This is a genomic window from Burkholderia sp. Ac-20349, from assembly GCF_017104865.1.
Taxonomy (GTDB): Bacteria; Pseudomonadota; Gammaproteobacteria; order Burkholderiales; family Burkholderiaceae; genus Burkholderia; species Burkholderia aenigmatica.
Genome location: NZ_JAAGPM010000119.1, coordinates 1 through 25,165, shown reverse-complemented (window position 1 = coordinate 25,165; position 25,165 = coordinate 1). Strand labels below are relative to the sequence as shown.

Genomic DNA, 25,165 nt, shown 5'->3' with positions numbered 1-25,165 from the left:
GCCCGGCGCTCCTCGCGCTGCCGGCGCTGCTCGTGCGCGGCTCCGACCGCGTCGGCCGGCTTGCCGGCGAGCACCAGCAGCGCGGCGTCGACCTGCGATGCGCGGTTCGAATCCGGGGAGTACTGGCGCCACAGGTTCGCGGCGGACAGCGCGTCGGCCGGGCTCTGCGCGCCGAGCGCGATCTCGGTCGCACGCTGCGCCATGCGCGGATCGCGCGTGTCGCGGGCGAGCGCGAGGTAGGTCTGGTAGGCCGGCGCCGGCTGGTTACGCTGGAGCGCGACCTCGGCGGCGAGCACCTGGTAGACGATCTGGCTCGTCAGCGGCACGCTGGGGAGATTCTTCTGCTCGTCCGGCATCACATGCTCGAACGCGCCCTGCGGCTCCGCGTCGTCCGATGCCGGATCCTGCGCGTGGGCCGGGAAGGCGGTAAGGGTCCAGGCAGCAAACAACGCGGCGCCGAGTGCACGGCGGACCGGGAAGGCGCGTGCGCCGCGCTCGGCGGCGGGGCGCTTCTGAAGCAGCTTCGAGGGCAGGGTCATGGAAATCCGTTCGATGTTTCAACCGATTGTAACGCGCTCGCTACAATACACGCACGATCGGTAATCCAGTCTCAGACCCGCAAACAATGCCAGAGTTGCCAGAAGTCGAAGTCACGCGCCGGGGCATCGAGCCCTTTGTCGCAGGCCGCCGCGTCGAGCGTGTCGACGTCCGTACCGCGATGCTGCGCTGGCCCGTGCCGGCCGGGCTCGCCGAGCAGTTGCGCGCGCGCGAGGTGCTCGCCGTCGAGCGTCGCGGCAAGTACCTGCTGTTCGAGGTCGATGCGGGCTGGTTCATCGTCCATCTGGGCATGACCGGCACGCTGCGCGTGCTGCCCGCGGACGGCGTGCCGGCTGCCGCGAAGCATGACCACATCGACTGGATCTTCGACGAATTCGTGCTGCGGTTCCGCGATCCGCGCCGCTTCGGCGCGGTGCTGTGGCACCCGCGCGAAGCGGGCGACGTGCATGCGCATCCGCTCCTCGCGAGCCTCGGCGTCGAGCCGTTCTCACCGGCGTTTACCGGCGCGCTGCTGCATGCGCGCACGCGCGGCCGCACCGTGTCGGTCAAGCAGGCGCTGCTCGCGGGCGACATGGTCGTCGGCGTCGGCAACATCTATGCGTCGGAGAGCCTGTTTCGCGCCGGCATCCGGCCGACGACGGCCGCGGGCAAGGTCTCGCTGCCGCGCTACGAGCGGCTGGCTGAGGCGGTGCGTGCGACGCTCGCCGACGCGATCGAGCGCGGCGGCAGCACGTTGCGCGATTTTGTCGGCAGCAACGGCGAAAGCGGCTATTTCCAGCTCGACTGCTTCGTCTACGACCGTGCGGGCCAGCCTTGCCGCGTATGCGGCACGCCGATCCGCCAGATCGTGCAGGGCCAGCGGTCGACCTATTTCTGCCCGACGTGCCAGCGTTGAAACCTTTTTTCACGATTAGATAACTTGAAGCCGCCCCGCATCGCCCCCGCTCCGTTCCCCGTTACGCCGCTGCACCGCACGTTCGCCACGCGCCTGGTCGCGTGGCAGCGCGAGCATGGCCGCCACGACCTGCCGTGGCAGAACACCCGCGATCCGTACCGGATCTGGCTGTCGGAAATCATGCTGCAGCAGACGCAGGTGTCGACCGTCATCCCGTATTACACGCGCTTTCTCGACCGCTACCCCGACGTCGCCGCGCTCGCGGCCGCGCCGACCGACGACGTGATGGCGCTGTGGGCGGGGCTCGGCTACTACTCGCGCGCGCGCAACCTGCACCGCTGCGCACAGGTCGTCGTTGCCGAGCACGGCGGCGCGTTTCCGGCGACGCCCGACGCGCTGGCCGAACTGCCGGGCATCGGCCGTTCGACGGCCGCGGCGATCGCGTCGTTCGCATACGGCGCGCGCGCGACGATCCTCGACGGCAACGTGAAGCGCGTGCTGGCGCGGGTGTTCGGCGTCGAGGGCTTTCCGGGCGAGAAGCGGGTCGAGAACGACATGTGGGCGCTCGCCGAATCGCTGTTGCCCGACGCCGCGAACGCGGCCGACGTGAGCGCCTATACGCAGGGGCTGATGGATCTCGGCGCGACGCTGTGCGTGCGCGGCAAGCCCGATTGCGCGCGCTGCCCGTTCGCGGGCGACTGCGTCGCGCAATCGACGGGCCGCCAGCGCGAATTGCCGGCCGCGCGGCCGAAGAAGGCCGTGCCGACGCGCAAGACCTGGATGCTCGTGCTGCGCGACGGCGACGCCGTGCTGCTCGAGCGGCGCCCGCCGACCGGCATCTGGGGCGGGCTGTGGAGCCTGCCGCAAGCGGACGGCGACGCCGCGCTCGCGGAACTCGCGCGCGGCTTCGGCGGCGGCGGCACGGTGCCGCTTGCGCCGCTCACGCACACGTTTACGCATTTCCGGCTCGAGATCGAGCCGCGGCTGAGCGACATGGCCGACGGTGGCGGGCTGCCTTCGGGCGCGCGGGATGCGGACACCGCCTGGGTGCCGCTGAGCCGGCTCGACGCGTATGGCGTGCCGGCACCGGTGCGCAAGCTGCTCGATGCGCTGAGCGGGCCGCTGCTGTAACGAAGGGGAGGGGCGCGCTTTCAAGGAAACGCGGGGCGGCCCGATATTTTCCGCACGGAAGGAAGTCCGCTCGGAGACCGGGCGCGAAGTGGCGGCCAGGGCGCGCTCAGGAAAACGCCGGGCCGTCCCAAGTTTTCTGGACCCCCTCGGGGGCCTGGCGCGGAGCGACTGGTCTGGGGGCCTTTATAACCAGCCGTGCCGGCCGAGCACGTGGTGCACGGCGTCGATGCGCGCGCCGACGTCCGGAAACTCCATCAGCTTCTGCCGCGCGCGCAGGTCGAGCGGCAGCAGTTCCGCGAGGCGGTTCGACACCCAGCTCGGATCGTCGAGGCGGAACGGTTCGCCGAACGGCATCTTGCCCGGTTCGGACTTCTTCAGCGCGTCGATGATGCGCTCGAGCACCTCGGCGCACGAGCCGAATTGCGCGAGCGTCTGCTCGCCTTCGAGCGGGATGTCGTCGGGCAGCGGCTCCGCGATGCCGACCAGCAGCCCGTTGCCTTCGACGCGATACGACAGCAGCTCGAAACGCTGCGTGCCGACCGCCTGCAGGTACAGCATGCCGAACTCGCCGGTATCGCACTCGGTGATGCGCGCCATGCAGCCGATGGTCTCGGGCACCGACACGGCGCCATCCTGCGCGACTTCGGGCCCGCTCTTCAGCAGGCACACGCCGAACGGTGCGTCGTCGCGCAAGCACGCGCGGGACATGTCGAGATAGCGCGCCTCGAACACCTTGAGCGGGAGCAGGCCTCCCGGAAACAGCACCGTATGCAGCGGAAACAGCGGCAGGTCGATCAGGGTGGTCGATAGGGAGGACATGGCGCGCGGGCGTTGGGGCGTGCGTCGCTAGGGTCGGTCGACCTCGGAGACGAGCCGCGACGACGCGTCGACATCCACTGGCGCGTCACGATGCCGCACGATCACGTTCGCCTCGTGCGCAAGGCGCGTGGCGAGCGTTTCCGCGATGAACACCGAACGATGCTGCCCGCCCGTGCAGCCGATGGCGACGGTCAGGTAGCTGCGGTTGTCATCGCGGAAGTGCGGCAGCCATTTCATCAGGAACGCATGGATGTCGTCGATCATCTGGTGGACGATCGGCAGTGCGTCGAGAAAGGCGATGACCGGCTGGTCGAGCCCGGTGAGCGGGCGCAACTCATGGTCGTAGTAAGGATTCGGCAGCGCGCGCACGTCGAACATCAGGTCGGCGTCGAGCGGCACGCCGCGCTTGAAGCCGAACGATTCGAACATCACCATCAGGTCGTTGTTCTTCTGCTCGATGAAGCGCTTGACCCACGTACGCAGCGCGTTCGCGCGCAGCGTGCTCGTGTCGATCTGGTGGCCGAATTCGGCGAGCGGCGCGACGAGGTGGCGTTCGCGTTCGATCGCTTCCTCGAGCGACGACAGCAGGCCGACGTTCGCATCGTGCGACAGCGAACCGGACAGCGGATGGCGGCGGCGCGTTTCGGAGAAGCGCTGGATCAGCGCCTGGGTGCTCGCGTTGAGGAACAGCACGCGCACGTCGTGCTCGCGCGACAGCTCGCGGATCAGGCCGGGCATTTCGTCGAGCGACGCACTCGAGCGCGCGTCGATCGCGACCGCGAGCCGGCGCTGGCCGTCCTCGGCGAGGTAGCGGGCAAGTTCGGGGAGCACGTGCGGCGGCAGGTTGTCGACGCAGTAATAGCCTGCGTCTTCGAGCGCGTTCAGCGCGACGGACTTGCCTGAGCCGGAGATGCCAGTGATAAGGACGATGCGCATGGGAAGCAGAGAATCCTGACGTTTCATCATAGCACCGGCTCGACGCGTCGGCGTTGCGCGGCCGGCGCGTGCGGGTTACACCAGTTTGCCGGGGAACTGACTGTCGGGATCTTGCATCGCGAGTCGTTGCCGATCCATGAAATCGCGCAACGTGTCGATTCCGCGCAACTGCAGGATCGTGTTCCGGACGGCCGCCTCGACGAGCACCGCGAGGTTGCGGCCGGCCGCGACCTGGATCGTGACCTTGCTGATCGGCAAGCCGAGCACGTCGACGGTCTGGCTTTCGAGCGGCAGGCGCTGGAATTCGCCGTCGGGGCGCCGCACGAGCTGGACGATCAGCTTCAGCTTCATTTTCCGCCGCACGGCGGTTTCGCCGAAGATCGTCTTGATGTCGAGCAGGCCGAGGCCGCGCACTTCGAGCAGGTTCTGCAGCAGCGGCGGGCAGCGCCCTTCGACGAAATCGGGGCCAAGTCGGACGAAATCGACCGCGTCGTCGGCGACGAGGCCGTGGCCGCGACTGATCAGTTCGAGGCCCAGTTCGCTCTTGCCGAGGCCCGAGTCGCCCGTCAGCAGCACGCCCATCCCGAGAATGTCGATGAACACGCCGTGCAGCGTCGCGCGCGGCGCGAGGATCCGCGACATGTAGAGCCGCAGGCTGTCGATCACCGCGGCGGCCGACATCGGCGTCGTGAACAGCGGGGTCGACGAGCGCGTGCAGCGCAGCACGAGTTCGGGCGGCGCGGCGGCGCCGCCGGCGACGACGAGAAACGGCGGTTCGAGGGCGATCAGCTCGGCCATGTGGCGCGAGCGGTCTTCGTCGGTCTGCCGCTGGTAGTAGTCGATTTCGGCTTCGCCGAGCACCTGGATCCGGTTCGGGTGGATCAGGTTCAAGTGGCCGACGAGGTCGGCGCTCGAGGTGGCATTGCCGACGGTGTCGGCCGAAAAGCCGCGTTCCCAGCCTTCATGCCCCGTCAGCCAGCTCAGTTTCAGCGTGGCCGCGTTGTCGTCGAAGATGCTCTGGGCGTTGATGCTGGACGTATCCATGACTTTCGTCACTCCAATGGGCCGGTGCGTGCGTGCGGCGACGGACATCGCCATGCCGGGCCGGCGCCGGGCGGCCCTGAACGGCGGCGTGTGCCGCCGCGTACGGGAAAATATTCCGCCCGGATCAACTCAAGGTTGCCACTGAGTGAGCAGGCGATGCAACTCGGCGACATCCGTTTCGTTGTGCAGACGCTCGCGCGCGTCGCGATCGGACAGCAGTTGCGCGATTTCCGACAGGATCTCGAGGTGCTGCTGGGTGGCTTGCTCGGGCACGAGCAGGAAAATCAGGAGGCCGACGGGCTGGCCGTCGGGGGCTTCGAACGGGATCGCATCGGCGAGCCGGACGAACGCGGCGAGCGGGTGCTTGAGACCCTTGATGCGCCCGTGCGGAATCGCGACGCCCTCGCCGAGCCCGGTCGAGCCGAGGCGCTCGCGCGCGAACAGGTTGTCCGTGACGGTGCTGCGGGCGATGCCGTTCTGATTCTCGAACATCAGCCCGGCTTGTTCGAACACGCGTTTCTTGCTGGTGACTGAGAGGTCGATGACGACGTTCTCTATGGGCAGGATTTTGGCTAGGCGATTCATGTTGGCAGGCGATTGGGCGGCCTGGGGTCTCCTTGCGGCGGCAGACTGATTACCCATGTTCGGCGATATCAAGGCGTTCGGCATCGGCAACCTGCAAGGCAGCTACCGCGTCCAGCGCCCCCCGGCGATAACCGGAACATTATAGAGCACAGCCGCGTGCGTGGCGCAGCGCGGACAGACCGGTTGCACCACGGCGGGAGTCGCAAAAAAAACGCCCGGCGAACCGGGCGACGTGTGTGTTGCGGTGAAGGTTACTGCGGCGGCAGTTCGATCTGGTCGATCGACGGTTGAAGCTTGATCGGGTCGTGCGCGTGCGTTTGCAGGCGCTCCATGTGCTTGACGACCTGGCGATCCAGCTTGTCGATCAGCAGATCGATCGCTGCATACAGATTACCGTTGGCGCTTTCGACGAAGATGTCCTTGCCCTTCAGGTGCAGGTTGATTTCCGCGCGCTGCTGCTTGTCCTTTTCCTTGTGGTTGTCGACCGAGAGGATCACAGTGCCATCGATCACCTGATCGCTATGCCGTAGCACCCGGTCCAGCTTGGTGATCACGTATTCGCGAATTGCAGGCGTGACTTCGAGATGATGTCCACTGATCTTCAGGTTCATAGTGCTTCTCCAAGCGAGTGACCACCCGGCCGCATCGAGGCGGCGCTCCGGTCGACTTGCCCGTGCCGCACGAGGCGGCGTATCGCGGACAGGTCGCCCGGCCTGTTCCCCGTATGCGCGGTGGCCGGAACACGCCTGCCGCCGGGCAGGCAGCAGGCTTAAAGAGACTTGCGCAGATTCACTGCCGGGATCTTGAGGGCTTCGCGGTACTTCGCAACCGTGCGGCGCGCGACCACGAATCCTTGTTCTGCCAGCAGCTCGGCAATGCGGCTGTCCGAAAGTGGCGATTTAGGGTCTTCAGCTCCTATCAGTTGCTTGATGAGGGCTCGGATGGCTGTCGACGAAGCGGCGCCTCCGGTGTCGGTCGAAACGTGAGATCCGAAGAAGTACTTAAATTCAAGCGTCCCGAACGGGGTCAGCATGTACTTCCCGGTTGTCACACGGCTGACAGTCGACTCGTGTAGGCCCAGCGTATCAGCTATTTCCCGCAAAACCAAGGGGCGCATGGCAATTTCACCGTGCGCAAAGAAGTTCTTTTGACGCTCGACAATCGCCTGCGCGACACGCAGGATCGTGTCGAATCGCTGCTGGATGTTTTTGATCAGCCAGCGTGCTTCCTGGAGCTGCTGTTTGAGCGAACCGGCCGACGGATCGCCGCGGCTGTTGCGCAGGATGTTCGCGTAGAGGTTGTTGATCCGCAGGCGCGGCACGACCTCCGGATTGAGTTCCGCGAGCCATCCCTGGCCGGCCTTCTTCACGATGATGTCGGGCACGACGTAGTCGGCCTCGGCCTTGCCGTATGCGGCGCCGGGGAACGGCTCCAGCGAACGGATCAGCGTGTGCGCGTCGCGCAGCGCGTCGTCGCTCGCCTTCAGGTGCTTGCGCAACCGCGTGAAGTCGCGGGCGGCGAGCAGTTCGAGATGCTGCGACACGATCTCGAGCGCGAGCGTGCGCGTCGGGGACGGATCGAGGCGCAGCAACTGCAGCTTCAGGCATTCGGAGGCGGAGCGGGCACCGACCCCGGCCGGATCGAAGCTGTGCAGCAGCGCGAGCGCCGCGTTCAGTTCGTCGCAGTCGATCTCCAGCTCGGGCGGCAGGTCGGCGAGCACTTCGTCGAGCGTCGCGGTCAGATAGCCGTCGTCGTCGAGCGATTCGATCAGGAACATCACGAGCGCACGATCGCGCGGGCCGGCCTGCGTGACGCGCAACTGCGCGGACAGGTGGTCGCGCAGCGACGTCGCCGCTTCCTGCACCTGCAGCGGCGGGAGGTCGTCGTCGTCGGATGCGCCGCTCGAGCGGCCGAATTCGTCGAGATTCCACTGCGGGCCGTCGTTGCCGTCACCGGACCCGTAACCGTCGTACTCGTCCGCGCCGGCCGGCTCGTCGCGCTCGGCGCGATCGCTCGACGAGCTGCTGCTGTTCGTCGAAGTGGGCTCGGTGTTCTGCGCGGGCGGCGTCTGCGCGATCAGCGATCCGTCCGCTGCGACGCGCAGCGGGCTCGCGATCCATTCGTCGTCGTTCTCGAGCAGCGGGTTCTGCGCGACGGCCATCGCGACTTCCTGCTGCAATTCGAGCGTCGACAACTGCAGGAGCCGGATCGACTGCTGTAGCTGGGGCGTCAGCGCCAGATGTTGCGACAGGCGGAGTTGAAGGCTGGCTTTCATGGCAAGGAGGGAGTCATACCGGCAGTTTGCCACGACCCAGGCGCGTTGAGCCATCCGCGATTACGCGCGGCGCGCCGCCCGGCCGCGGGCATGGCCGCGAAGCAGGGCGCGTCCCCGCACGGCGATGCCGGGCGGGGTGCAGCCAGCCACGAGGGGGGAGTTACATCCGGAAGTGTTCGCCGAGGTACACGCGGCGCACGCTTTCGTTTTCGATGATTTCGCTCGGCGCACCGGCGGCGAGCACCGAGCCGTCGCTGATGATGTAGGCGTGGTCGCAGATGCCGAGCGTTTCGCGGACGTTGTGATCGGTAATCAGCACGCCGATGTTGCGCTGCTTCAGGAACTTGACGATCTTCTGGATCTCGAGCACCGCGATCGGGTCGACGCCGGCGAACGGTTCGTCGAGCAGGATGAAGTTCGGGTTGGTGGCCAGCGCGCGCGCGATTTCGACCCGGCGCCGTTCGCCGCCCGACAGCGACAGCGCGGGGTTCTCGCGCAGGTGGCCGATCTGCAGCTCGTCGAGCAGCGCTTCGGTGCGCGACGAGATCGCGTCCTTCGACAGCCGCTTGCCGTCTTCGCCGTGCTGCAGCTCGAGCACCGCGCGGATGTTTTCCTCGACGGTCAGCTTGCGGAACACCGACGCTTCCTGCGGCAGGTACGACAGGCCGAGCGATGCGCGCTTGTGGATCGGCAGCAGACTGATCGAGCTGCCGTTCAGCGAGATCTCGCCCGCGTCGAGCGGCACGAGGCCGACGATCATGTAGAACGACGTGGTCTTGCCCGCGCCGTTCGGGCCGAGCAGGCCGACGACTTCGCCGCTCTTCACGTCGAGCGACACGTCCTTGACGACCGTGCGCGAGCCGTAGCGTTTCTTCAGGTTGCGGACGACGAGCGAGCTCGTGGTGCCGGCCGGCTGGCGGTTCGGTAGTGCGTTCATTGGCCCGGCGCCCCCTGGATCGTGGTCGACGGCGACAGCTTCGCCGGCGCGCCGTTCAGCGGCGCGGGGCCGCCGTTCTTCGGCGACAGCATCGCGCGCACGCGGCCGTTCGGGTTGCCCGGCGCGGCGACGTCCTTGCCGCCCTTCGCGGTGTAGAAGTCGCGCTGGCCGTCGTACGTGATCACGCTGCCGTGCACGGTATCGGCAATCGTCGACGTGCCCTGCAGGCGGCGCACGGTCGCGGCGGTGGTCAGCGTGGTCAGGTCCTGCTTGCCGTCGTAGTCGATGCGCTCGGCGTCGCCGTCGATGTACTCGTCGAGGCCTTCGCGCTTCTGGCGGAACGTCGCGTGCTTCTTGCCGCTGCCGAACGAGGTGGCGTACTGATAGCCTTCCGGATCCTGGCGCACTTCGACGCGATCGCCCTTGATGACGATCGTGCCCTTCGTGATCACGACGTTGCCGGTGGCGACCGTGACCTGCTTCAGGTCGTCATAGGTCAGGTTGTCTGCCTCGACGTTGATCGGCTTGTTCTGGTCGGCCTTCTCGGCATGGGCGAGCGGCGCCAGCCCGACCAGCGGGAGCGCCACGAGCGCCGCGGCAAGCGCGGCGCGGACGGCGCGCGCAGCGCCGCCGGAAATCTGTCGAGGGAACGGTTCGTTCATGCAGTCACGTGAGGGAAGCGTCACTTGGGTTGACCTTTCGAGCCGCCGGACGTGTCCGCCGCGGCGATCGTGCCGCGCACGTTGCCGTAAAGCTCGATGACCCGGGTGACGTTGTTGTACTTCATGCCGTCGGTCGCATTGACGAGCGACAGGCCGCGCTGAAGTTTAACCGGCTTTTCGGTCTGGATCACATCGTCATTGACGAAGATCCGGAAATGCTGGGAATCGGCCTGCATCTGCGGATCGCCGCCGCCGGCCGCGCGCAGGATGCGCGCGTCGTCGTACAAGTCGACGATCGACACGTCGCCGTTGACGGTGCCGCGCTTCGCGGTGGTCGTCACGACCGGCTTGCCGGGCTGGAACGCGCGCATGGCCGGATCGGCCAGGTCGCTGCTTTCCGTGTCTTCGTAATGGATCAGCTTCGCGGCCGTCAGCCGGTACTGGGTCGCGCCGGACTGGTCGAGCTCGGTGACCGAGAAGTTGTCGGCGAAATAGTCGGGCGTATGGCGCTTCGGCTGCACGGTGCCTTCGCCGGGCGGCGGCAGCGTGGCCTGCAGCAGCCACCAGGTGATGCCCGCGAGCGCGGCGACCGCGACGAGCGGCAGCAACTGGGTCCAGCGGAAATGCTTGTTCATCCGTCAGGCTCCGCAGGCGGCCGCGAGCAGCGCGTCGTAGCGGCGCTGCGCGCGCAGGATCGCGTCGCAGACTTCGCGTACGGCGCCGTGGCCGCCGCGGGCCTCGGCCACCCAGTGCGCGCGGGCGATCACCTCGGGGTGCGCATTCGCGGGGGCGGTCGCGAAGCCGCAGCGCAGCATCACGGGCAGGTCGGGCCAGTCGTCGCCCATGTAGCCGCACTGGTCGGCGGTGAGGCCGAGCGACGCGATCAGGTCGGCGAACACGGTGAGCTTGTTCTCGACGCCCTGGAACAGGTGCGCGATCTTCATTTCCTTCGCGCGCGCCGCGACGATTTCCGAGCGGCGGCCCGTGATGATCGCGGTTGCGATGCCGGCTTCGCCGAGCAGCTTCACGCCGTGGCCGTCGAGCGAATTGAACGACTTCATCGTGTCGCCGGCTGCGGTAAACAGCAGGCCGCCGTCGGTCAGCACGCCGTCGACGTCGAAAATCATCAGCTTCACGCGGCTCGCGCGTTCGGCCGCAGTCAGCGCTGCGCTCATCAGATCACCTTCTTCGAAAACAGGTCGTGCATGTTCAGCGCGCCGATCAGCGCGCCGTTGGCATCGACCACCAGCATCTGGTTGATCCGGTGGCGCTCCATCAGTTCCACGGCTTCGACCGCCAGGTGATCCGGCGCGATCGTGCGCGGGTCGCGCGTCATCACGTCGGTGATCGGCAACGCGCGGAAGTCGCCGTCGCGCGCCAGCACGCGGCGCAGGTCGCCGTCCGTGAAGATGCCGGCGACCTTGCCGTCGGCGTCGACCACGGCGGTCATGCCGAGGCGCTTCGCGGTGATCTGGAACAGCGCGTCCGACAGCGTCGCGTCGAGCCCGACGTACGGGACGTCGTCGCCCGAGCGCATCACGTCGCGCACGTAGGTGAGCAGGCGCCGGCCGAGTGCGCCGCCCGGGTGCGAGCGCGCGAAATCTTCCGACCCGAAGCCGCGCGCGTCCAGCACGGCAACGGCGAGCGCGTCGCCGAGCGCGAGCGCGGCGGTCGTGCTCGCGGTGGGCGCGAGGTTCAGCGGGCAGGCCTCCTTCGAGACCGCGGCGTTCAGGTTCACGTCGGCGAGCGTGCCGAGGCTCGATTCCGCGCGGCCCGTGATCGCGATCAGCTTCGCGCCGATCCGCTTCACGAGCGGCAGGATCGCGACGAGTTCTTCGGATTCGCCGGAATAGGAGATGCCGATGAAGACGTCGTCGGAGGTGACCATCCCGAGGTCGCCGTGGCTGGCCTCGGCAGGGTGGACGAAGAAGGCCGGCGTGCCGGTGCTGGCCAGCGTGGCCGCGATCTTGCGGGCGATATGCCCCGATTTGCCGATACCGGACACCACCACGCGGCCGCGACAGCCGAGCAGCAGCGCGACGGCCTGGACGAAGCCGCCGTCGAGCTGGTCGCGCAGCGCGCGCACGGCGTCCGCCTCGATGTCGAGCACGTCGCGGGCGAGCGCGAGCGCCCGATCATCATTGATTTTCGCTATCATGCGCGGAGTATAGCAAAGGCGTTTGTTCGCCGCGCCGGGCCTTCGGACTCGTCCGAGGTCGCCCGACCACCGCCACCACCCGCGCCCGCATTGCCGTGGCCCCGACGAACGAGGACGCTTCGCCTGTGATTTCCCCGCTCGAAATGACCCTGCTGCTGCTGCTGGCCTCAGTGGTGGGCGTCGTCGTATTCCGCTCGTTGAACCTGCCGCCGATGCTCGGCTACCTGACCGTCGGCATCCTGGTCGGCCCGCATGCGTTCGGCATCGCGGCGGATCTGGAACGGGCCGAGCATCTCGCGGAATTCGGCGTGGTGTTCCTGATGTTTTCGATCGGCCTCGAATTCTCGCTGGCGAAGCTGAGGGCGATGCAGCGGCTCGTGTTCGGGCTCGGGTTGCTGCAGGTCGTCGCGACGCTCGTGCTCGCGCTCGTGCTCGGCATGCTGTTCGAGCACTGGGTACACATCACGTGGCAGGGCAGTATCGCGCTCGGCGGCGCGCTCGCGATGTCGTCGACGGCGATCGTGTCGAAGATGCTCGCCGAGCGGCTCGAGATCGAGACCGAGCACGGCCGCAACATCTTCGGCGTGCTGCTGTTCCAGGATCTCGCGGTGGTGCCGCTGCTGATCGTGATCGCCGCGTTCGGCGCCGAATCGTCGAAGGACCTCGCGATCACGCTCGGCTTCGCGGCCGTCAAGATCGTGATCGCGCTCACGCTGCTGCTGGTCATCGGCCAGCGCTTCATGACGCGCTGGCTCAACGTCGTCGCGCGGCGCCGCTCGCAGGAGCTGTTCGTGCTGAACCTGCTGCTCGTCACGCTCGGCGCCGCGTTCATCACCGACAAGTTCGGCCTGTCGCTCGCGCTCGGCGCGTTCATCGCGGGGATGCTGATCTCCGAGACGCCGTTCCGCCATCAGGTGGAGGAGGACATCAAGCCGTTCCGCGACGTGCTGCTCGGCCTGTTCTTCGTGACCACGGGGATGCTGCTCGACCCGCGCGTGATCTGGGAGCACCCGTTCCTCGTGCTCGCGTTCTTCGTCGGGCAGATCCTGTTCAAGGGGACGATGATCGCCGGGCTCGCGCGGCTGTTCGGCGCGACGCCGGGCGTCGCGATGCGAACCGGCATCGGCCTCGCGCAGGCCGGCGAATTCGGCTTCGTGCTGTTGAACCTGATCCTCGACCGCCATCTCGTCGATGCGACGCTGCTGCAGGCGATCCTCGCGTCGATGCTGCTGTCGATGCTCGCCGCGCCGTTCCTGATCCAGAACGCCGACCGGATCGTGATGCGGCTGTCGTCGACCGAATGGATGCAGCAGTCGCTGCAGATGACGCGGATCGCGACGCAGAGCCTCAAGCAGCGCGGCCACGTGATCATCTGCGGCTACGGCCGCGCGGGCCAGAACCTGGCGCGGATGCTCGAACAGGAAGGCATTTCGTACGTCGCGCTCGACCTCGACCCCGATCGCGTCAGCGCGGCCGGCGCGGCCGGCGAATCGGTCGTGTTCGGCGACGCGGCGCGCCGCGAGTCGCTGCTCGCGGCCGGTATCCACCGCGCGGCGGCGGTCGCGATCACCTATGCGAACACGCCGTCCGCGCTGCGCGTGCTGCATCACGTGCACGAACTCGAGCCGACGCTGCCCGCGATCGTGCGTACCGTCGACGATGCCGATCTCGAGAAGCTGCTCGCGGCCGGCGCGACCGAGGTGATTCCCGAGATCGTCGAGGGCAGCCTGATGCTCGCGTCGCACACGCTGGTGCTGGTCGGCGTGCCGATGCGCAAGGTCGTGCGGCGCGTCGAGGAGATGCGCGACGAACGCTACAGCCTGCTGCGCGGCTATTTCCGCGGGGCGGACGATGCGGACGACGACGACCACGAGCAGGTGCGGCTACAATCGGTGCCGGTCGATGCGCGCGCGGACGCGGTCGGGCGTTCGCTGGAAGAACTGGGGCTGTATGCGCTCGGGTTGGAAGTCACGGCGATTCGCCGGCACGGCATCCGCGGCGTCGAACCCGATCCGCAGACCAAGCTGCGCGCGAGCGACATCGTCGTGCTGCGCGGGCTGCCCGAGGCGCTCGCGCTCGCGGAGGAGCGGCTGTCGCGCCATCGGCGCGATCCGCCGGCCGCAGTCGCCTGAGCCCGTGCTCGGATTGATAACCTGACCCGTATTTACTCGAAACGGTGCCCGATCTTCGCGCACCGTTTTTTTCGGAGAGTTTCATGCCGCATTCGTCGTCGGGCGCACCGCTCGATCCGGTCGCCTTCATCCACAGCCAGATCCGCACGGTGCCGGACTGGCCGCAGCCGGGCGTGATGTTCCGCGACATTACGACGCTGCTGCAGAGCCCGAAGGCGCTGCGCATCCTCGTCGACCTGTTCGTCGAACGCTATGTCGATGCGAAGCTCGACTATGTCGCGGGCCTCGACGCGCGCGGCTTCATCATCGCGCCGATCGTCGCATACGAACTGAGCGTCGGCTTCGTGCCGATCCGCAAGGTCGGCAAGCTGCCGTACAAGACGCGCTCGGAATCGTACGACCTCGAATACGGCAGCGCGACGGTCGAGATCCATGAAGATGCGTGCCGCCCCGGCGACCGCGTGATCATCATGGACGACCTGATCGCGACCGGCGGCACGATGATGGCGGGGCGCAACCTGTTGCAGCGGCTCGGCGCGGAAGTGGTCGAAGGCGCGGCGATCATCGACCTGCCCGATCTCGGCGGCTCGGCGCTGCTGCGCAACGCGGGACTGCCGGTTTATACCGTCACCGAATTCGCCGGCCACTGAACGCCGGCCGGCCTGAATCCACCTGAGTTCACGTTAGCAGCGAGGTCACGATGCCCAACTTCATGCTGTTTCTCGCCACGTCGATCGCGATCACGTTCGCGCCGGGTCCCGACAACCTGCAGGTGCTCGCACGCGGTATCTCGCAGGGCCGCGCGGCCGGCTTCGTCGCCGCGCTCGGCTTCACCGCCGGGATCCTGTTCCACACGACGCTCGCGGCGCTCGGCGTCGCGGCCGTGCTGCGTTCGTCGCCGGTCGCGTTCGAGATCCTGAAGCTCGCGGGCGCCGCGTACCTCGTGTGGATCGGCATCAAGGCGCTGCGCAGCCAGGGCCTCGCGAATGCACACGAGCGCCCGCCGCAGCCGCTCGGCACGATCTTCCGGCAGAGCGTGATCGGCAACCTGATGAACCCGAAGGTCACGCTGTTCTTCGTCGTGTTCCTGCCGCAGTTCGTCGATCCGCACGGCGGGCAGAGCGTGACGCTGCAGATGTTCGAACTCGGCGCGCTGTTCATGCTGCAGACGGCCGCGATCTTTTCGCTGTTCGGCGTCGGCGCGGGCATGATCGGCGCGTGGCTGAAGCGCCGCCCGAAGGCCGGTGTGTGGCTCGACCGGATCGCCGGCGCGACGTTCATCGCGATCGGCATCCGCGTGGCGCTGAAGGACTGATAGACGATGACGTTTCCGTGCATTGCGGCCGCGCGCCGCTTCGATCCGGCCGCGCACCTGCGTTTCGAGATCGCCGGCCAGGCGGTCGGCTGGGTGCGTCGCCAGGACGTCGCGATGCTTGCCCGCTGGCCCGACGTGTTCGAGCTGACCGACGAGCGCGTCGTGCTGTCGGCGCGCTACGGCTCGGTCGATGCGCGCAGCATGGCGCTGGCGAGCGCGATCGGCGCGCTCGCGGCCGAAGGCGCGATTCCCGGCTGGCGCGACGAGATCTACGCGATCCGCAACCGCTTCGACGATCCGCCGCTCGCGTACATCGAGCGCGCCGCGTCGCGCTTCTTCGGCACACAGACTTACGCGGTGCATCTGAACGGCATCGTAGAATATGCGGTTGCACCGGGCGAGCCGTCTGCCGCGGCCGTCCCTCAGATGTGGCTCGGCCGCCGCAGCGAGACCAAGGCGACCGACCCCGGCATGCTCGACAACGTCGTTGCCGGTGGCATCGGCTGGGGCCTGGGCGTTCACGAGACGCTCGCGAAGGAATGCTGGGAAGAAGCCGGCATTCCGGCCGAACTGGCCGCGCGCGCGATCGCGGGCCGCGCGGTGCAGGTGCTGTGCTCGCTGCCGGAAGGCACGCAGTCCGAACTGATCTTCGTGTACGACCTGCCGTTGCCGCGCGACTTCGCGCCGCGCAACCAGGACGGCGAAGTGGCCGAGCACCTGCTGGCCGGTGTGCCCGAGGTGATCGGCTGGCTGCGCGCCGGCCGCGCGACGATGGATGCGAGCCTCGCGACGCTCGACACGCTGCTGCGCCATCGCTGGATTCCGGCGGCCGACGCGGCGGGTATCGACGCACTGTTCGCACCGGCCGCGTGACGCGTGCCGCGTACGCAGCCTGGCGGCGCGAACGGGCAATTTGACGAATACGGAAACGAAGGGAGTAGCGGTCATGCCGACCGATCACAGCTTTATCTTGAAACTGTCGTGCCCCGACCGGCACGGCATCGTCCATGCGGTCTCGGGCTTCCTGTTCGAGCGCAGCAACAACATCCTCGATTCGGCGCAGTTCGGCGACAGCCGCACCAGCGAATTCTTCATGCGCGTGCACTTCGAGCAGGACGGCGGCGGCGCGGATGCCGCCACGGCGCTCGACACGCTGCGCCGGGAGTTCGCCCCGCTCGCGGAGCAGTTCTCGATGCGCTGGGAAATGCACGACGCGGCCGTGAAGCCGCGCGTCGTGATCATGGTGTCGAAGATCGGCCATTGCCTGAACGACCTGCTGTTCCGCTATCGCACCGGCCAGCTGCCGATCGAGATCCCGGCGATCGTGTCGAACCACAAGGAGTTCTACCAGCTCGCCGCGAGCTACAACATCCCGTTCCATCACTTCCCGCTGATCGGCGGCTCGTCCGACGCCGCGAAGGCCGCGCAGGAAGCACGCGTGCTGGAAGTGATCGACGAGCATCGGGCCGATCTCGTCGTGCTCGCGCGCTACATGCAGATCCTGTCGCCGAACATGTGCCAGCAGCTCGCCGGCCGCGCGATCAACATCCACCATTCGTTCCTGCCGAGCTTCAAGGGCGCGAAGCCTTACTACCAGGCGTTCGATCGCGGCGTGAAGCTGATCGGTGCGACCGCGCACTACGTGACGACCGATCTCGACGAAGGCCCGATCATCGAGCAGGAAGTCGAGCGCGTCGATCACAGCATGACGCCCGACCAGCTGACCGCGATCGGCCGCGACGTCGAATGCGTGACGCTTGCGCGTGCGGTGAAGTGGCACGTCGAGCACCGGATCGTGCTGAACGGGACGAAGACGGTCGTGTTCCGCTGATTCGTCGGGCGCTGGACAGCCGGCTGCGGGATGGCCGGCCCAGGATCACCGGCTGCCGGCCGGCCGGCCCCCGGATCGCCGGCCCCCACAAACAAAAACGCCGTGCCCTTCACGGGGCGCGGCGTTTTTTTATCGCTTCTGATGCGCGGGCTGTTTCAGATCAGCCGCAGTAGGTACAGCTCGCGCTTCAGGTACGCATAGAAGATCGGCGCGGCGATCACGCCCGGCAGCCCGAACGCGGCTTCCATGATCAGCATCGCGAGCAGCAGCTCCCACGCGCGCGACTCGATCTGGCCGCCGATGATCTTCGCGTTCAGGAAGTATTCGAGCTTGTGGATGATGATGAGGAACGCCAGCGATGCGATCGCGGTGCCCATGCTGACCGACAGCGACACGGCGACGATCAGCGTGTTCGAGATCAGGTTGCCGATCACGGGCAGCAGGCCGACGATGAACGTGACGAGCACGAGCGTTTTCGACAGCGGCAGCCGCTGGTGGAAGATCGGCAGGGCGACGAGCAGGTAGATGCCGGTGAACACCGCGTTGATCGCCGAGATCTTGATCTGCGCGAACACGATCCGGCGGAAGGCGTCGGCGAAGCGCGACACGCGCGTGACGAGCGCGGTGGACAGCGGCCGGCGCACCTTGCCGTGCTCGACGCCGATCGCGATCATCGCGCCGATGATCATGCCGAACAGCACGTGGCCGAAGCCGCGCGCGACGCTCTTGCCGCTTTGCTGGAGCTGGTCCATGTGCGAGTGCATCAGCACGGCCGCCTTGGTCTTCATCTGCTCGACGTCGACGGGCAGCAGGTTCGCGATCCAGGCCGGGGTGCGGGCGCGGGTCTGCTCGACGATCTGCATCAACTGGTCGAGCAGGCTTTGCAGGTTCGGTACCGTGCGCTCGAAGTGCTCGATGATGCCGATCGTCAGGCCCGTCAGCCCGCCGACGATCACGATCGCCAGCAGCACGACGGCGACCCAGCGCGCGCGCATGCTCGTGGTGTGACGCTCGATGACGGGTGCGATCGTGTGGATCAGCTGGTACACGAGCAGGCCGGCCAGCAGCCCGCCGAGCAGCTTGAGCTCGATCACGAGCCACATGGCGACGATCGCGAACGCATAGCTGCCGATCTCGAGTGCCGACAGCTTCGGCAGGCTGAAATCGCTCGTCAGCCGCACGCTGCGCAGGTGCGGTTCGCGATTCTGCGCATCGCGAGACGAGTCGGGTTGCTTCTCCATCGTGGATTCCTGTCGTTCGTGTGTCATGCCGCGGAATGCGCGGCAGAGCCGTGTTCGCCCGGCGCCGCACCGGATTGGTGCGTACGGCGAACCTTACGACCGTAAAGTATAGCCGCCATTATGGTCCGCAACGGGGCCGTTTGGCGCATGGTGTAAACGCAGAAGGGAAAACGAGAAGGGGCCGGATTCGCGGTGCGGAAGGGCGCGCGCGGCCGGGCGGCCGCGCGCGGGAGGGGAGGCAGGCGGGCGCGTCAGCCTGCCGCGACCTTGCGGGTCGTGCGCTTGAGCAGCGGCGCGAGGTACTTGCCGGTAAAGCTCGCCTTCGTCTTCGCGACATGCTCGGGCGTGCCCTGAGCGATGATCTGGCCGCCGCCGGCACCGCCTTCGGGGCCGAGGTCGATCACCCAGTCGGCCGTCTTGATCACGTCGAGGTTGTGCTCGATGATCACGACCGTGTTGCCCTGGTCGCGCAGCCGGTGGATCACCTCGAGCAGCAGCGCGATGTCGTGGAAGTGCAGGCCGGTGGTCGGCTCGTCGAGGATGTACAGCGTGCGGCCGGTGTCGCGCTTGGAGAGTTCGAGCGACAGCTTCACGCGCTGCGCCTCGCCGCCCGACAGCGTCGTGGCCGACTGGCCGAGGCGGATGTAGCCGAGGCCGACGTCGAGCAGCGTTTTCAGCTTGCGGGCGATGACCGGCACCGCGCTGAAGAACTCGTACGCTTGCTCGACGGTCATGTCGAGCACTTCGCTGATGTTCTTGCCCTTGTACTGCACTTCGAGCGTTTCGCGGTTGTAGCGCTTGCCGTGGCACACGTCGCACGGCACGTAGACGTCCGGCAGGAAGTGCATTTCCACCTTCAGCACGCCATCGCCCTGGCACGACTCGCAGCGGCCGCCCTTCACGTTGAACGAGAACCGGCCCGGATCGTAGCCGCGCTCCTTCGAGGTCGGCACGCCCGAGAACAGCTCGCGGATCGGCGTGAACAGGCCCGTATAGGTGGCCGGGTTCGAGCGCGGCGTACGGCCGATCGGCGACTGGTCGACGTTGATCACCTTGTCGAAGTGTTCGAGACCCTCGATTGCCTCGTGCGCCGCCGGCTCGGCCGACGACCCGTACAGGTGGCGCGCGACCGCGTGGTACAGCGTGTCGTTGATCAGCGTCGACTTGCCGGAGCCCGACACGCCGGTGATGCAGGTCAGCAGGCCGACCGGCAGCTCGAGATCGACGTGCTTCAGGTTGTTGCCGTGCGCGTCGAGGATGCGCAGCATCCGCTCGGGATCGGGGGCCATCCGCTCGTCCGGATACTCGATCGTGCGCTTGCCGACCAGGTACTGGCCGGTGAGCGACTGCGGGTTCGACTGCACCTGCTTCGGCGTGCCTTCGGCGACCACCACGCCGCCGTGCTCGCCGGCGCCCGGGCCCATGTCGACGACGTAGTCGGCCGTGCGGATCATGTCCTCGTCGTGCTCGACGACGATCACCGAGTTGCCGAGGTCGCGCAGGTGCTTGAGCGTCGAGATCAGGCGGTCGTTGTCGCGCTGGTGCAGGCCGATCGACGGCTCGTCGAGCACGTACATCACGCCCGTGAGGCCCGAGCCGATCTGCGACGCGAGCCGGATGCGTTGCGCCTCGCCACCCGACAGGGTTTCGGCGCTGCGCTCGAGCGACAGGTAGTCGAGGCCGACGTTGTTCAGGAAGGTGAGGCGCGCGACGATTTCCTTGATCACCTTGTCGGCGATCTCGCGCTTCGCGCCGTCGAGCGTCAGGCCGTCGAAATAGCCGAGCGCGTCGCGCAGCGGCCAGCCGCTGATTTCAAAGATGCCGCGCGCGTAGTCGCCCGTGCCGATCCGCACGTGGCGCGCTTCGCGGCGCAGGCGCGTGCCGTCGCACGACGGGCACGGCTGGTTGTTCTGGTACTTCGACAGCTCTTCGCGCACCGCGACCGAATCGGTCTCGCGGTAGCGGCGCTCGAGGTTCGGGATGATCCCTTCGAACACGTGCTCGCGGATCGTCGTGCGGCCGCGCTCGTTGATGTACGAGAACGGGATCGTCTGCTTGCCCGAGCCGAACAGCAGCACCTTCCGGATTTTTTCCGGGAGATCCTCGAACGCGGCGTCGATGTCGAATTCGTAGAACGCCGCGAGACTCTGCAGCATCTGGAAGTAGAACTGGTTGCGGCGGTCCCAGCCTTTCACGGCGCCGGCGGCGAGCGACAGCGACGGGTGCGCGACGACCCGCTTCGGGTCGAAGAACGTGATCTGGCCGAGGCCGTCGCATTCCGGGCACGCGCCCATCGGGTTGTTGAACGAGAACAGGCGCGGCTCGAGCTCCTGCAGCGAGTACGAGCAGATCGGGCACGCGAACTTCGAGCTGAACAGGTGCTCGTGGTCGGTGTCCATCTCGAGCGCGATCGCGCGGCCGTCGGCGAGGCGCAGCGCCGTCTCGAACGATTCGGCGAGGCGCTGCTTCATGTCCGGGCGCACCTTGAGACGATCGACGACGACATCGATCGTGTGCTTGTCGTTCTTCTTGAGCTTCGGCAGCGACTCGACCTCGTAGATCTTCGCGACGCCTTCGTTCGCGGCGCCGCCGCCCGAGCGCACGCGAAAACGCACGAAACCCTGCGCCTGCATGTCCTCGAACAGCTCGGCGTGCTCGCCCTTGCGGTTCGCGACGACGGGCGCGAGGATCATCAGCTTGGTTTCCTCGGGCAGCGCCAGCGCGGCGTCGACCATCTGCGACACGCTCTGGGCTTCCAGCGGGATGTCGTGGTCGGGGCAGTACGGCGTGCCGACACGTGCGTACAAAAGTCGCAGGTAGTCGTGGATTTCCGTGACCGTGCCGACGGTCGAACGCGGGTTGTGGGACGTCGCCTTCTGCTCGATCGAGATCGCGGGCGACAGGCCTTCGATCAGGTCGACGTCGGGTTTCTCCATCAGTTGCAGGAACTGGCGGGCATACGCAGACAGGCTTTCGACGTAGCGGCGCTGGCCTTCGGCATAAAGGGTGTCGAACGCGAGCGACGACTTGCCCGACCCGGACAACCCGGTAATCACGACCAGCTTGTGGCGCGGCAGGTCGAGATTGACGTTTTTCAGGTTGTGGGTTCGTGCCCCACGGATACGGATCTGTTCCATGAACCTGGCGAAAATGGAGGGAACCAAACCTGCTACTATAACGGCTTTTCGAGGCCGTCGTTTGGGGCCCCCAGCCTTAGCAGCAGGTGGCAGCAAGGTGGCACCTGCGCCGGGAAAGCGGCCGCGCCGCGTGGTTCCGGGTGGCCTGCGGGCTGCCTGAATCCTGCCCCGACGTGTCGCCCGCCAAGCCCCCGGGCCGCTGGTCCTGATCTTCCGCCGCCCGGTGTCGGGCGGACATTCCGATCATTCGAAATTCATTCCCGATGTCCAATCCGTCTGCCACGTCTTCCCGCATGACCGCGCCCGAATTGCGCGCGACCACGTCGCTCGCGGCGATCTTCGCGCTACGCATGCTCGGCCTGTTCATGATCATGCCGGTGTTCTCGGTCTACGCGAAAACCATCCCGGGCGGCGACAACGTGCTGCTCGTCGGCATCGCGCTCGGGGCCTACGGCGTCACGCAGTCGCTGTTCTACATCTTCTACGGCTGGGCGTCCGACAAGTTCGGCCGCAAGCCGGTGATCGCCACGGGCCTCGTGATCTTCGCGATCGGCAGCTTCGTCGCCGCGTCCGCGCACGACATCACGTGGATCATCGTCGGCCGGGTGATCCAGGGGATGGGCGCGGTGTCGTCCGCGGTGCTCGCGTTCATCGCCGACCTGACCTCCGAGCAGAACCGCACGAAGGCGATGGCGATGGTCGGCGGGTCGATCGGCGTGTCGTTCGCGGTCGCGATCGTCGGCGCGCCGATCGTGTTCCACTGGGTCGGGATGAGCGGGTTGTTCGCGATCGTCGGCGTGCTGTCGATCCTCGCGATCGGCGTGGTGCTGTGGATCGTGCCCGACGCGGCGAAGCCCGTGCACGTGCCGGCGCCGTTCGCCGAGGTGCTGCACAACGTCGAACTGCTGCGCCTGAACTTCGGCGTGCTGGTGCTGCATGCGACGCAGACGGCGCTGTTCCTCGTCGTGCCGCGCCTGCTGGTCGATGGCGGCCTGCCGGTCGCCTCGCACTGGAAGGTCTACCTGCCGGTGATGGGGCTCGCATTCGTGATGATGGTCCCGGCGATCATCGTCGCGGAAAAACGGGGCAAGATGAAGCCGGTGCTGCTCGGCGGCATCCTGGCTATCCTGATCGGCCAATTGTTGTTGGGCAGCGCGCCGCATACCATCCTGATTGTGGCGGCGGTTCTCTTCGTGTACTTCCTGGGTTTCAACATCCTGGAAGCGTCGCAGCCGTCGCTCGTGTCGAAGCTCGCACCCGGCTCGCGCAAGGGCGCGGCCACGGGCGTCTACAACACCACGCAGTCGATCGGGCTCGCGCTCGGCGGCATCGTGGGCGGCTGGCTGCTGAAGCACGGGGGCGCCAATACGGTGTTCTACACCTGCTCAGGGCTCGTTGCCGCGTGGCTTATAATCGCGGCCAGCATGAAAGCGCCGCCGCGCAAGGCCTGAACTTACTTCGGGCAGGCACCGGCGGCGTTCGCCGGCTTGCCCGGCGGGCCGCACCGACAGCATGCGCGGGCGGCCCGGCATCGAATTTACTGGAGAAACACATGGCATCCGTCAACAAGGTCATCCTCGTCGGCAATCTCGGCGCCGATCCTGAAGTCCGTTACCTGCCGAGCGGCGACGCGGTTGCGAACATCCGTCTTGCGACGACCGACCGTTACAAGGACAAGGCGAGCGGCGATTTCAAGGAAATGACCGAGTGGCATCGCGTCGCGTTCTTCGGCCGTCTGGCGGAAATCGTCAGCGAATACCTGAAGAAGGGTTCGTCGGTCTATATCGAAGGCCGCATCCGCACGCGCAAGTGGCAGGGTCAGGACGGCCAGGATCGCTACTCGACCGAAATCGTCGCGGATCAGATGCAGATGCTCGGCGGCCGCGGTGCGGGCGGCGGCGGCGGTGGCGGTGACGAAGGCGGTTACGGCGGCGGCTACGGTGGTGGTGGAGGAGGAAGTGGAGAGAAGAGGGAGCGCGGCGGTGGCGGCGGCGGTCGTGCCGGCGGCGCACCGCGTGGCGGTGCAGGCGGCGGCGCGCAGAGCCGTCCGAGCGCACCGGCAGGCGGCGGCTTCGACGAGATGGACGACGATATCCCGTTCTGATCGGCAAGCCGGCATCCAGCATCACGATGGGCCCGAATGTCCGAGTCAAGCCAGCTGCTTGGCCCGGGTCTTCGGGCCTTGTTTCGTTTACGTCGATGTTTCTTGCGCGCCAGGCAAACCGTGGCTGACGAACTCCCCGACCTCATCGCTCCGCATCTCGACGTGCTGTTTTGCGGGATCAACCCGGGCCTGACCGCGGCCGCGGCCGGGCATCACTTCGCGGGGAGAAACAACCGCTTCTGGCGCGTGATCCATCTCGCGGGCTTCACGCCGGCGGAAATTTCGCCGCAGGACGATCGCGCGATTCTTCAATATGGCTGCGGCCTGACGGCGGTGGTGAAGCGGCCAACCGCGAGTGCCGACCAGCTTTCCCGTGCGGAATTCATCGCCGCGGCTGCCGAGTTCGAGCACAAGGTGGCGCGCTATGGGCCGCGCTTCGTCGCTTTTCTCGGCAAGGCCGCATACTCGGCGCTTTCCGGGCAGCGAGAAATCGAGTGGGGATTGCAGCCGGCCCGGATGCAGGGATCGAGCGTCTGGGTGCTGCCCAATCCGAGTGGGCGAAACCTCGCGTTCAATCTCGACGACCTGGTCGACGCGTACCGTCAGCTTCGTCTGCAGGCGAAGTCCGTTGCCGGTCTTCAACCGGAGGGGCGGGATGCGGCGCAGTGACCCCGCGCCCCGGTGGCCGGGCACCGTGCTGCCGCGCGCGTTCTTCGACCGCGTGGCTACCGACGTCGCGCCGCAACTGCTGAACAAGATCCTCGCGGCAGCGGACGGCCGGGCCGGGCGGATCGTCGAAGTGGAAGCCTATGTCGGCGCAATCGACCCGGCCGCGCATACCTACCACGGCAAGACGCCGCGCAATGCGACGATGTTCGGGCCGCCGGGCCACCTGTACGTCTATTTCACCTATGGCATGCACTGGTGCTGCAACTGCGTGTGCGGCCCCGATGGCACAGGAACGGGTGTGCTGATCCGTGCGCTCGAGCCGCTGCATGGGCTCGAACGGATGCGTGCGGCACGGCCGCCGCAGACGCGCGATCGCGATCTGTGCCGCGGGCCGGCCCGGCTGACGCAGGCGATGGGCATCGGCGGCGCGCAGGACGGCATCGATCTGGTGCGCGCCCGTCACGGCTTCGAGATCGTCGACGACGGCACGGCGCCGCCCGAACATCCGTTGAGCGGGCCACGCATCGGCATCCGCGTCGGCCAGGACTTCCCGTGGCGATGGCGCGTGCCGGGCAACCGCCATGTATCGGGGCCGTGCGTCTGATTCGCGGCTAGCTGTGAAGCTTCAATAGGTTGTATCGATGGTTCATCCGGACTGAGTCTGGGAGACTGGAAGTCGCCAAACACCCAACCTTCCAGGAACCCAGCCGGATGAACACCCATAAGAATGCCCGAC

At 67.1% G+C, this 25,165-nt stretch carries 24 protein-coding genes and 1 pseudogene; 11 read left to right on the top strand and 14 right to left on the bottom strand.

Features of this window, described 5'->3' with window-relative positions:
• Positions 1-539 (bottom strand): annotated as a pseudogene (locus tag G3N61_RS29405) (hypothetical protein); the annotation flags it as partial.
• Positions 540-625: 86 nt separating this feature from the next.
• Between G3N61_RS29405 and mutM the strand changes: the two are divergent.
• Both mutM and mutY read left to right on the top strand, forming a co-directional pair.
• Positions 626-1,453 carry a bifunctional DNA-formamidopyrimidine glycosylase/DNA-(apurinic or apyrimidinic site) lyase gene (gene mutM / locus G3N61_RS29400; protein WP_089451302.1) on the top strand — a complete coding sequence of 276 codons (828 nt, stop codon included), beginning with the start codon at positions 626-628 and terminating at the stop codon, positions 1,451-1,453.
• Between the two features lie 24 nt (positions 1,454-1,477).
• Positions 1,478-2,584 (top strand): A/G-specific adenine glycosylase, encoded by a 1,107-nt coding sequence (gene mutY / locus G3N61_RS29395; RefSeq protein WP_205824189.1) that lies wholly within the window; start codon positions 1,478-1,480, stop codon positions 2,582-2,584.
• Between the two features lie 183 nt (positions 2,585-2,767).
• Here mutY and G3N61_RS29390 read toward each other — a convergent pair whose 3' ends face one another.
• The 11 genes from G3N61_RS29390 to kdsD form a co-directional block, all read right to left on the bottom strand.
• The gene (locus G3N61_RS29390; protein WP_043187316.1) at positions 2,768-3,403 is read right to left on the bottom strand and encodes an LON peptidase substrate-binding domain-containing protein; all 636 of its coding nucleotides are present in this window, start codon (positions 3,401-3,403) and stop codon (positions 2,768-2,770) included.
• 27 nt (positions 3,404-3,430) lie between these two features.
• The gene (rapZ, locus tag G3N61_RS29385; RefSeq protein ID WP_043187318.1) at positions 3,431-4,339 is read right to left on the bottom strand and encodes an RNase adapter RapZ; all 909 of its coding nucleotides are present in this window, start codon (positions 4,337-4,339) and stop codon (positions 3,431-3,433) included.
• Positions 4,340-4,414: 75 nt separating this feature from the next.
• On the bottom strand, positions 4,415-5,383 hold the full coding sequence (hprK, locus tag G3N61_RS29380; RefSeq protein WP_011353227.1) for an HPr(Ser) kinase/phosphatase: 969 nt from the start codon (positions 5,381-5,383) through the stop codon (positions 4,415-4,417).
• A gap of 129 nt (positions 5,384-5,512) precedes the next feature.
• Positions 5,513-6,052: a PTS sugar transporter subunit IIA gene (locus G3N61_RS29375; RefSeq protein WP_080741751.1), complete on the bottom strand. Its 540-nt coding sequence runs from the start codon at positions 6,050-6,052 to the stop codon at positions 5,513-5,515.
• 167 nt (positions 6,053-6,219) lie between these two features.
• The gene (gene raiA, locus G3N61_RS29370) at positions 6,220-6,579 is read right to left on the bottom strand and encodes a ribosome-associated translation inhibitor RaiA (RefSeq protein ID WP_006477786.1); all 360 of its coding nucleotides are present in this window, start codon (positions 6,577-6,579) and stop codon (positions 6,220-6,222) included.
• A gap of 158 nt (positions 6,580-6,737) precedes the next feature.
• A complete protein-coding gene (locus tag G3N61_RS29365) occupies positions 6,738-8,243 on the bottom strand; it encodes an RNA polymerase factor sigma-54 (protein WP_043187322.1) in 1,506 nt (501 codons plus the stop codon).
• A gap of 160 nt (positions 8,244-8,403) precedes the next feature.
• Positions 8,404-9,180 carry an LPS export ABC transporter ATP-binding protein gene (gene lptB, locus G3N61_RS29360; protein WP_034189275.1) on the bottom strand — a complete coding sequence of 259 codons (777 nt, stop codon included), beginning with the start codon at positions 9,178-9,180 and terminating at the stop codon, positions 8,404-8,406.
• Positions 9,177-9,842: a lipopolysaccharide transport periplasmic protein LptA gene (gene lptA / locus G3N61_RS29355; protein ID WP_043187325.1), complete on the bottom strand. Its 666-nt coding sequence runs from the start codon at positions 9,840-9,842 to the stop codon at positions 9,177-9,179. Before lptA ends, lptB begins: the two co-directional genes overlap by 4 nt.
• 20 nt (positions 9,843-9,862) lie before the next feature.
• Positions 9,863-10,477 (bottom strand): LPS export ABC transporter periplasmic protein LptC, encoded by a 615-nt coding sequence (lptC, locus tag G3N61_RS29350; RefSeq protein ID WP_043187328.1) that lies wholly within the window; start codon positions 10,475-10,477, stop codon positions 9,863-9,865.
• A gap of 3 nt (positions 10,478-10,480) precedes the next feature.
• Complete coding sequence (locus tag G3N61_RS29345) at positions 10,481-11,017, bottom strand: HAD family hydrolase (RefSeq protein ID WP_043187330.1); 537 nt, start codon at positions 11,015-11,017, stop codon at positions 10,481-10,483.
• On the bottom strand, positions 11,017-12,000 hold the full coding sequence (gene kdsD / locus G3N61_RS29340; protein WP_043187332.1) for an arabinose 5-phosphate isomerase KdsD: 984 nt from the start codon (positions 11,998-12,000) through the stop codon (positions 11,017-11,019). Before kdsD ends, G3N61_RS29345 begins: the two co-directional genes overlap by 1 nt.
• 125 nt (positions 12,001-12,125) lie before the next feature.
• On the opposite strand from kdsD, the gene G3N61_RS29335 reads away from it, so the two are divergent.
• The 5 genes from G3N61_RS29335 to purU all read left to right on the top strand — a co-directional run bounded on the left by G3N61_RS29335 (position 12,126) and on the right by purU (position 17,278).
• Positions 12,126-14,132, top strand: a complete 2,007-nt coding sequence (locus tag G3N61_RS29335; protein WP_043187334.1) for a monovalent cation:proton antiporter family protein — start codon at positions 12,126-12,128, stop codon at positions 14,130-14,132.
• 83 nt (positions 14,133-14,215) lie between these two features.
• Positions 14,216-14,782: an adenine phosphoribosyltransferase gene (locus G3N61_RS29330; RefSeq protein WP_011353218.1), complete on the top strand. Its 567-nt coding sequence runs from the start codon at positions 14,216-14,218 to the stop codon at positions 14,780-14,782.
• A 50-nt stretch (positions 14,783-14,832) separates the two neighbouring features.
• Entirely contained in the window at positions 14,833-15,447 is a 615-nt protein-coding gene (locus tag G3N61_RS29325; protein ID WP_089451298.1) for a LysE family translocator, read from the top strand.
• A gap of 6 nt (positions 15,448-15,453) precedes the next feature.
• Positions 15,454-16,320, top strand: a complete 867-nt coding sequence (locus G3N61_RS29320; protein ID WP_205824188.1) for a DUF4743 domain-containing protein — start codon at positions 15,454-15,456, stop codon at positions 16,318-16,320.
• Between the two features lie 73 nt (positions 16,321-16,393).
• Entirely contained in the window at positions 16,394-17,278 is an 885-nt protein-coding gene (purU, locus tag G3N61_RS29315; protein WP_089451297.1) for a formyltetrahydrofolate deformylase, read from the top strand.
• Positions 17,279-17,433: 155 nt separating this feature from the next.
• On the opposite strand, the gene G3N61_RS29310 is transcribed toward purU, so the two are convergent.
• Positions 17,434-18,519 (bottom strand): AI-2E family transporter, encoded by a 1,086-nt coding sequence (locus G3N61_RS29310; RefSeq protein WP_205824187.1) that lies wholly within the window; start codon positions 18,517-18,519, stop codon positions 17,434-17,436.
• A gap of 251 nt (positions 18,520-18,770) precedes the next feature.
• Entirely contained in the window at positions 18,771-21,656 is a 2,886-nt protein-coding gene (gene uvrA, locus G3N61_RS29305; protein WP_205824186.1) for an excinuclease ABC subunit UvrA, read from the bottom strand.
• A gap of 263 nt (positions 21,657-21,919) precedes the next feature.
• On the opposite strand from uvrA, the gene G3N61_RS29300 reads away from it, so the two are divergent.
• The 4 genes from G3N61_RS29300 to G3N61_RS29285 all read left to right on the top strand — a co-directional run bounded on the left by G3N61_RS29300 (position 21,920) and on the right by G3N61_RS29285 (position 25,033).
• Positions 21,920-23,107, top strand: a complete 1,188-nt coding sequence (locus G3N61_RS29300) for an MFS transporter (protein ID WP_043187349.1) — start codon at positions 21,920-21,922, stop codon at positions 23,105-23,107.
• Positions 23,108-23,208: 101 nt separating this feature from the next.
• A complete protein-coding gene (locus tag G3N61_RS29295) occupies positions 23,209-23,760 on the top strand; it encodes a single-stranded DNA-binding protein (protein WP_205824185.1) in 552 nt (183 codons plus the stop codon).
• A gap of 120 nt (positions 23,761-23,880) precedes the next feature.
• Complete coding sequence (gene mug, locus G3N61_RS29290) at positions 23,881-24,429, top strand: G/U mismatch-specific DNA glycosylase (protein WP_205824190.1); 549 nt, start codon at positions 23,881-23,883, stop codon at positions 24,427-24,429.
• Positions 24,416-25,033, top strand: coding sequence for a DNA-3-methyladenine glycosylase (locus G3N61_RS29285; protein WP_205824184.1), 618 nt, complete (start codon positions 24,416-24,418; stop codon positions 25,031-25,033). Before mug ends, G3N61_RS29285 begins: the two co-directional genes overlap by 14 nt.
• Positions 25,034-25,165 lie beyond the last annotated feature (132 nt).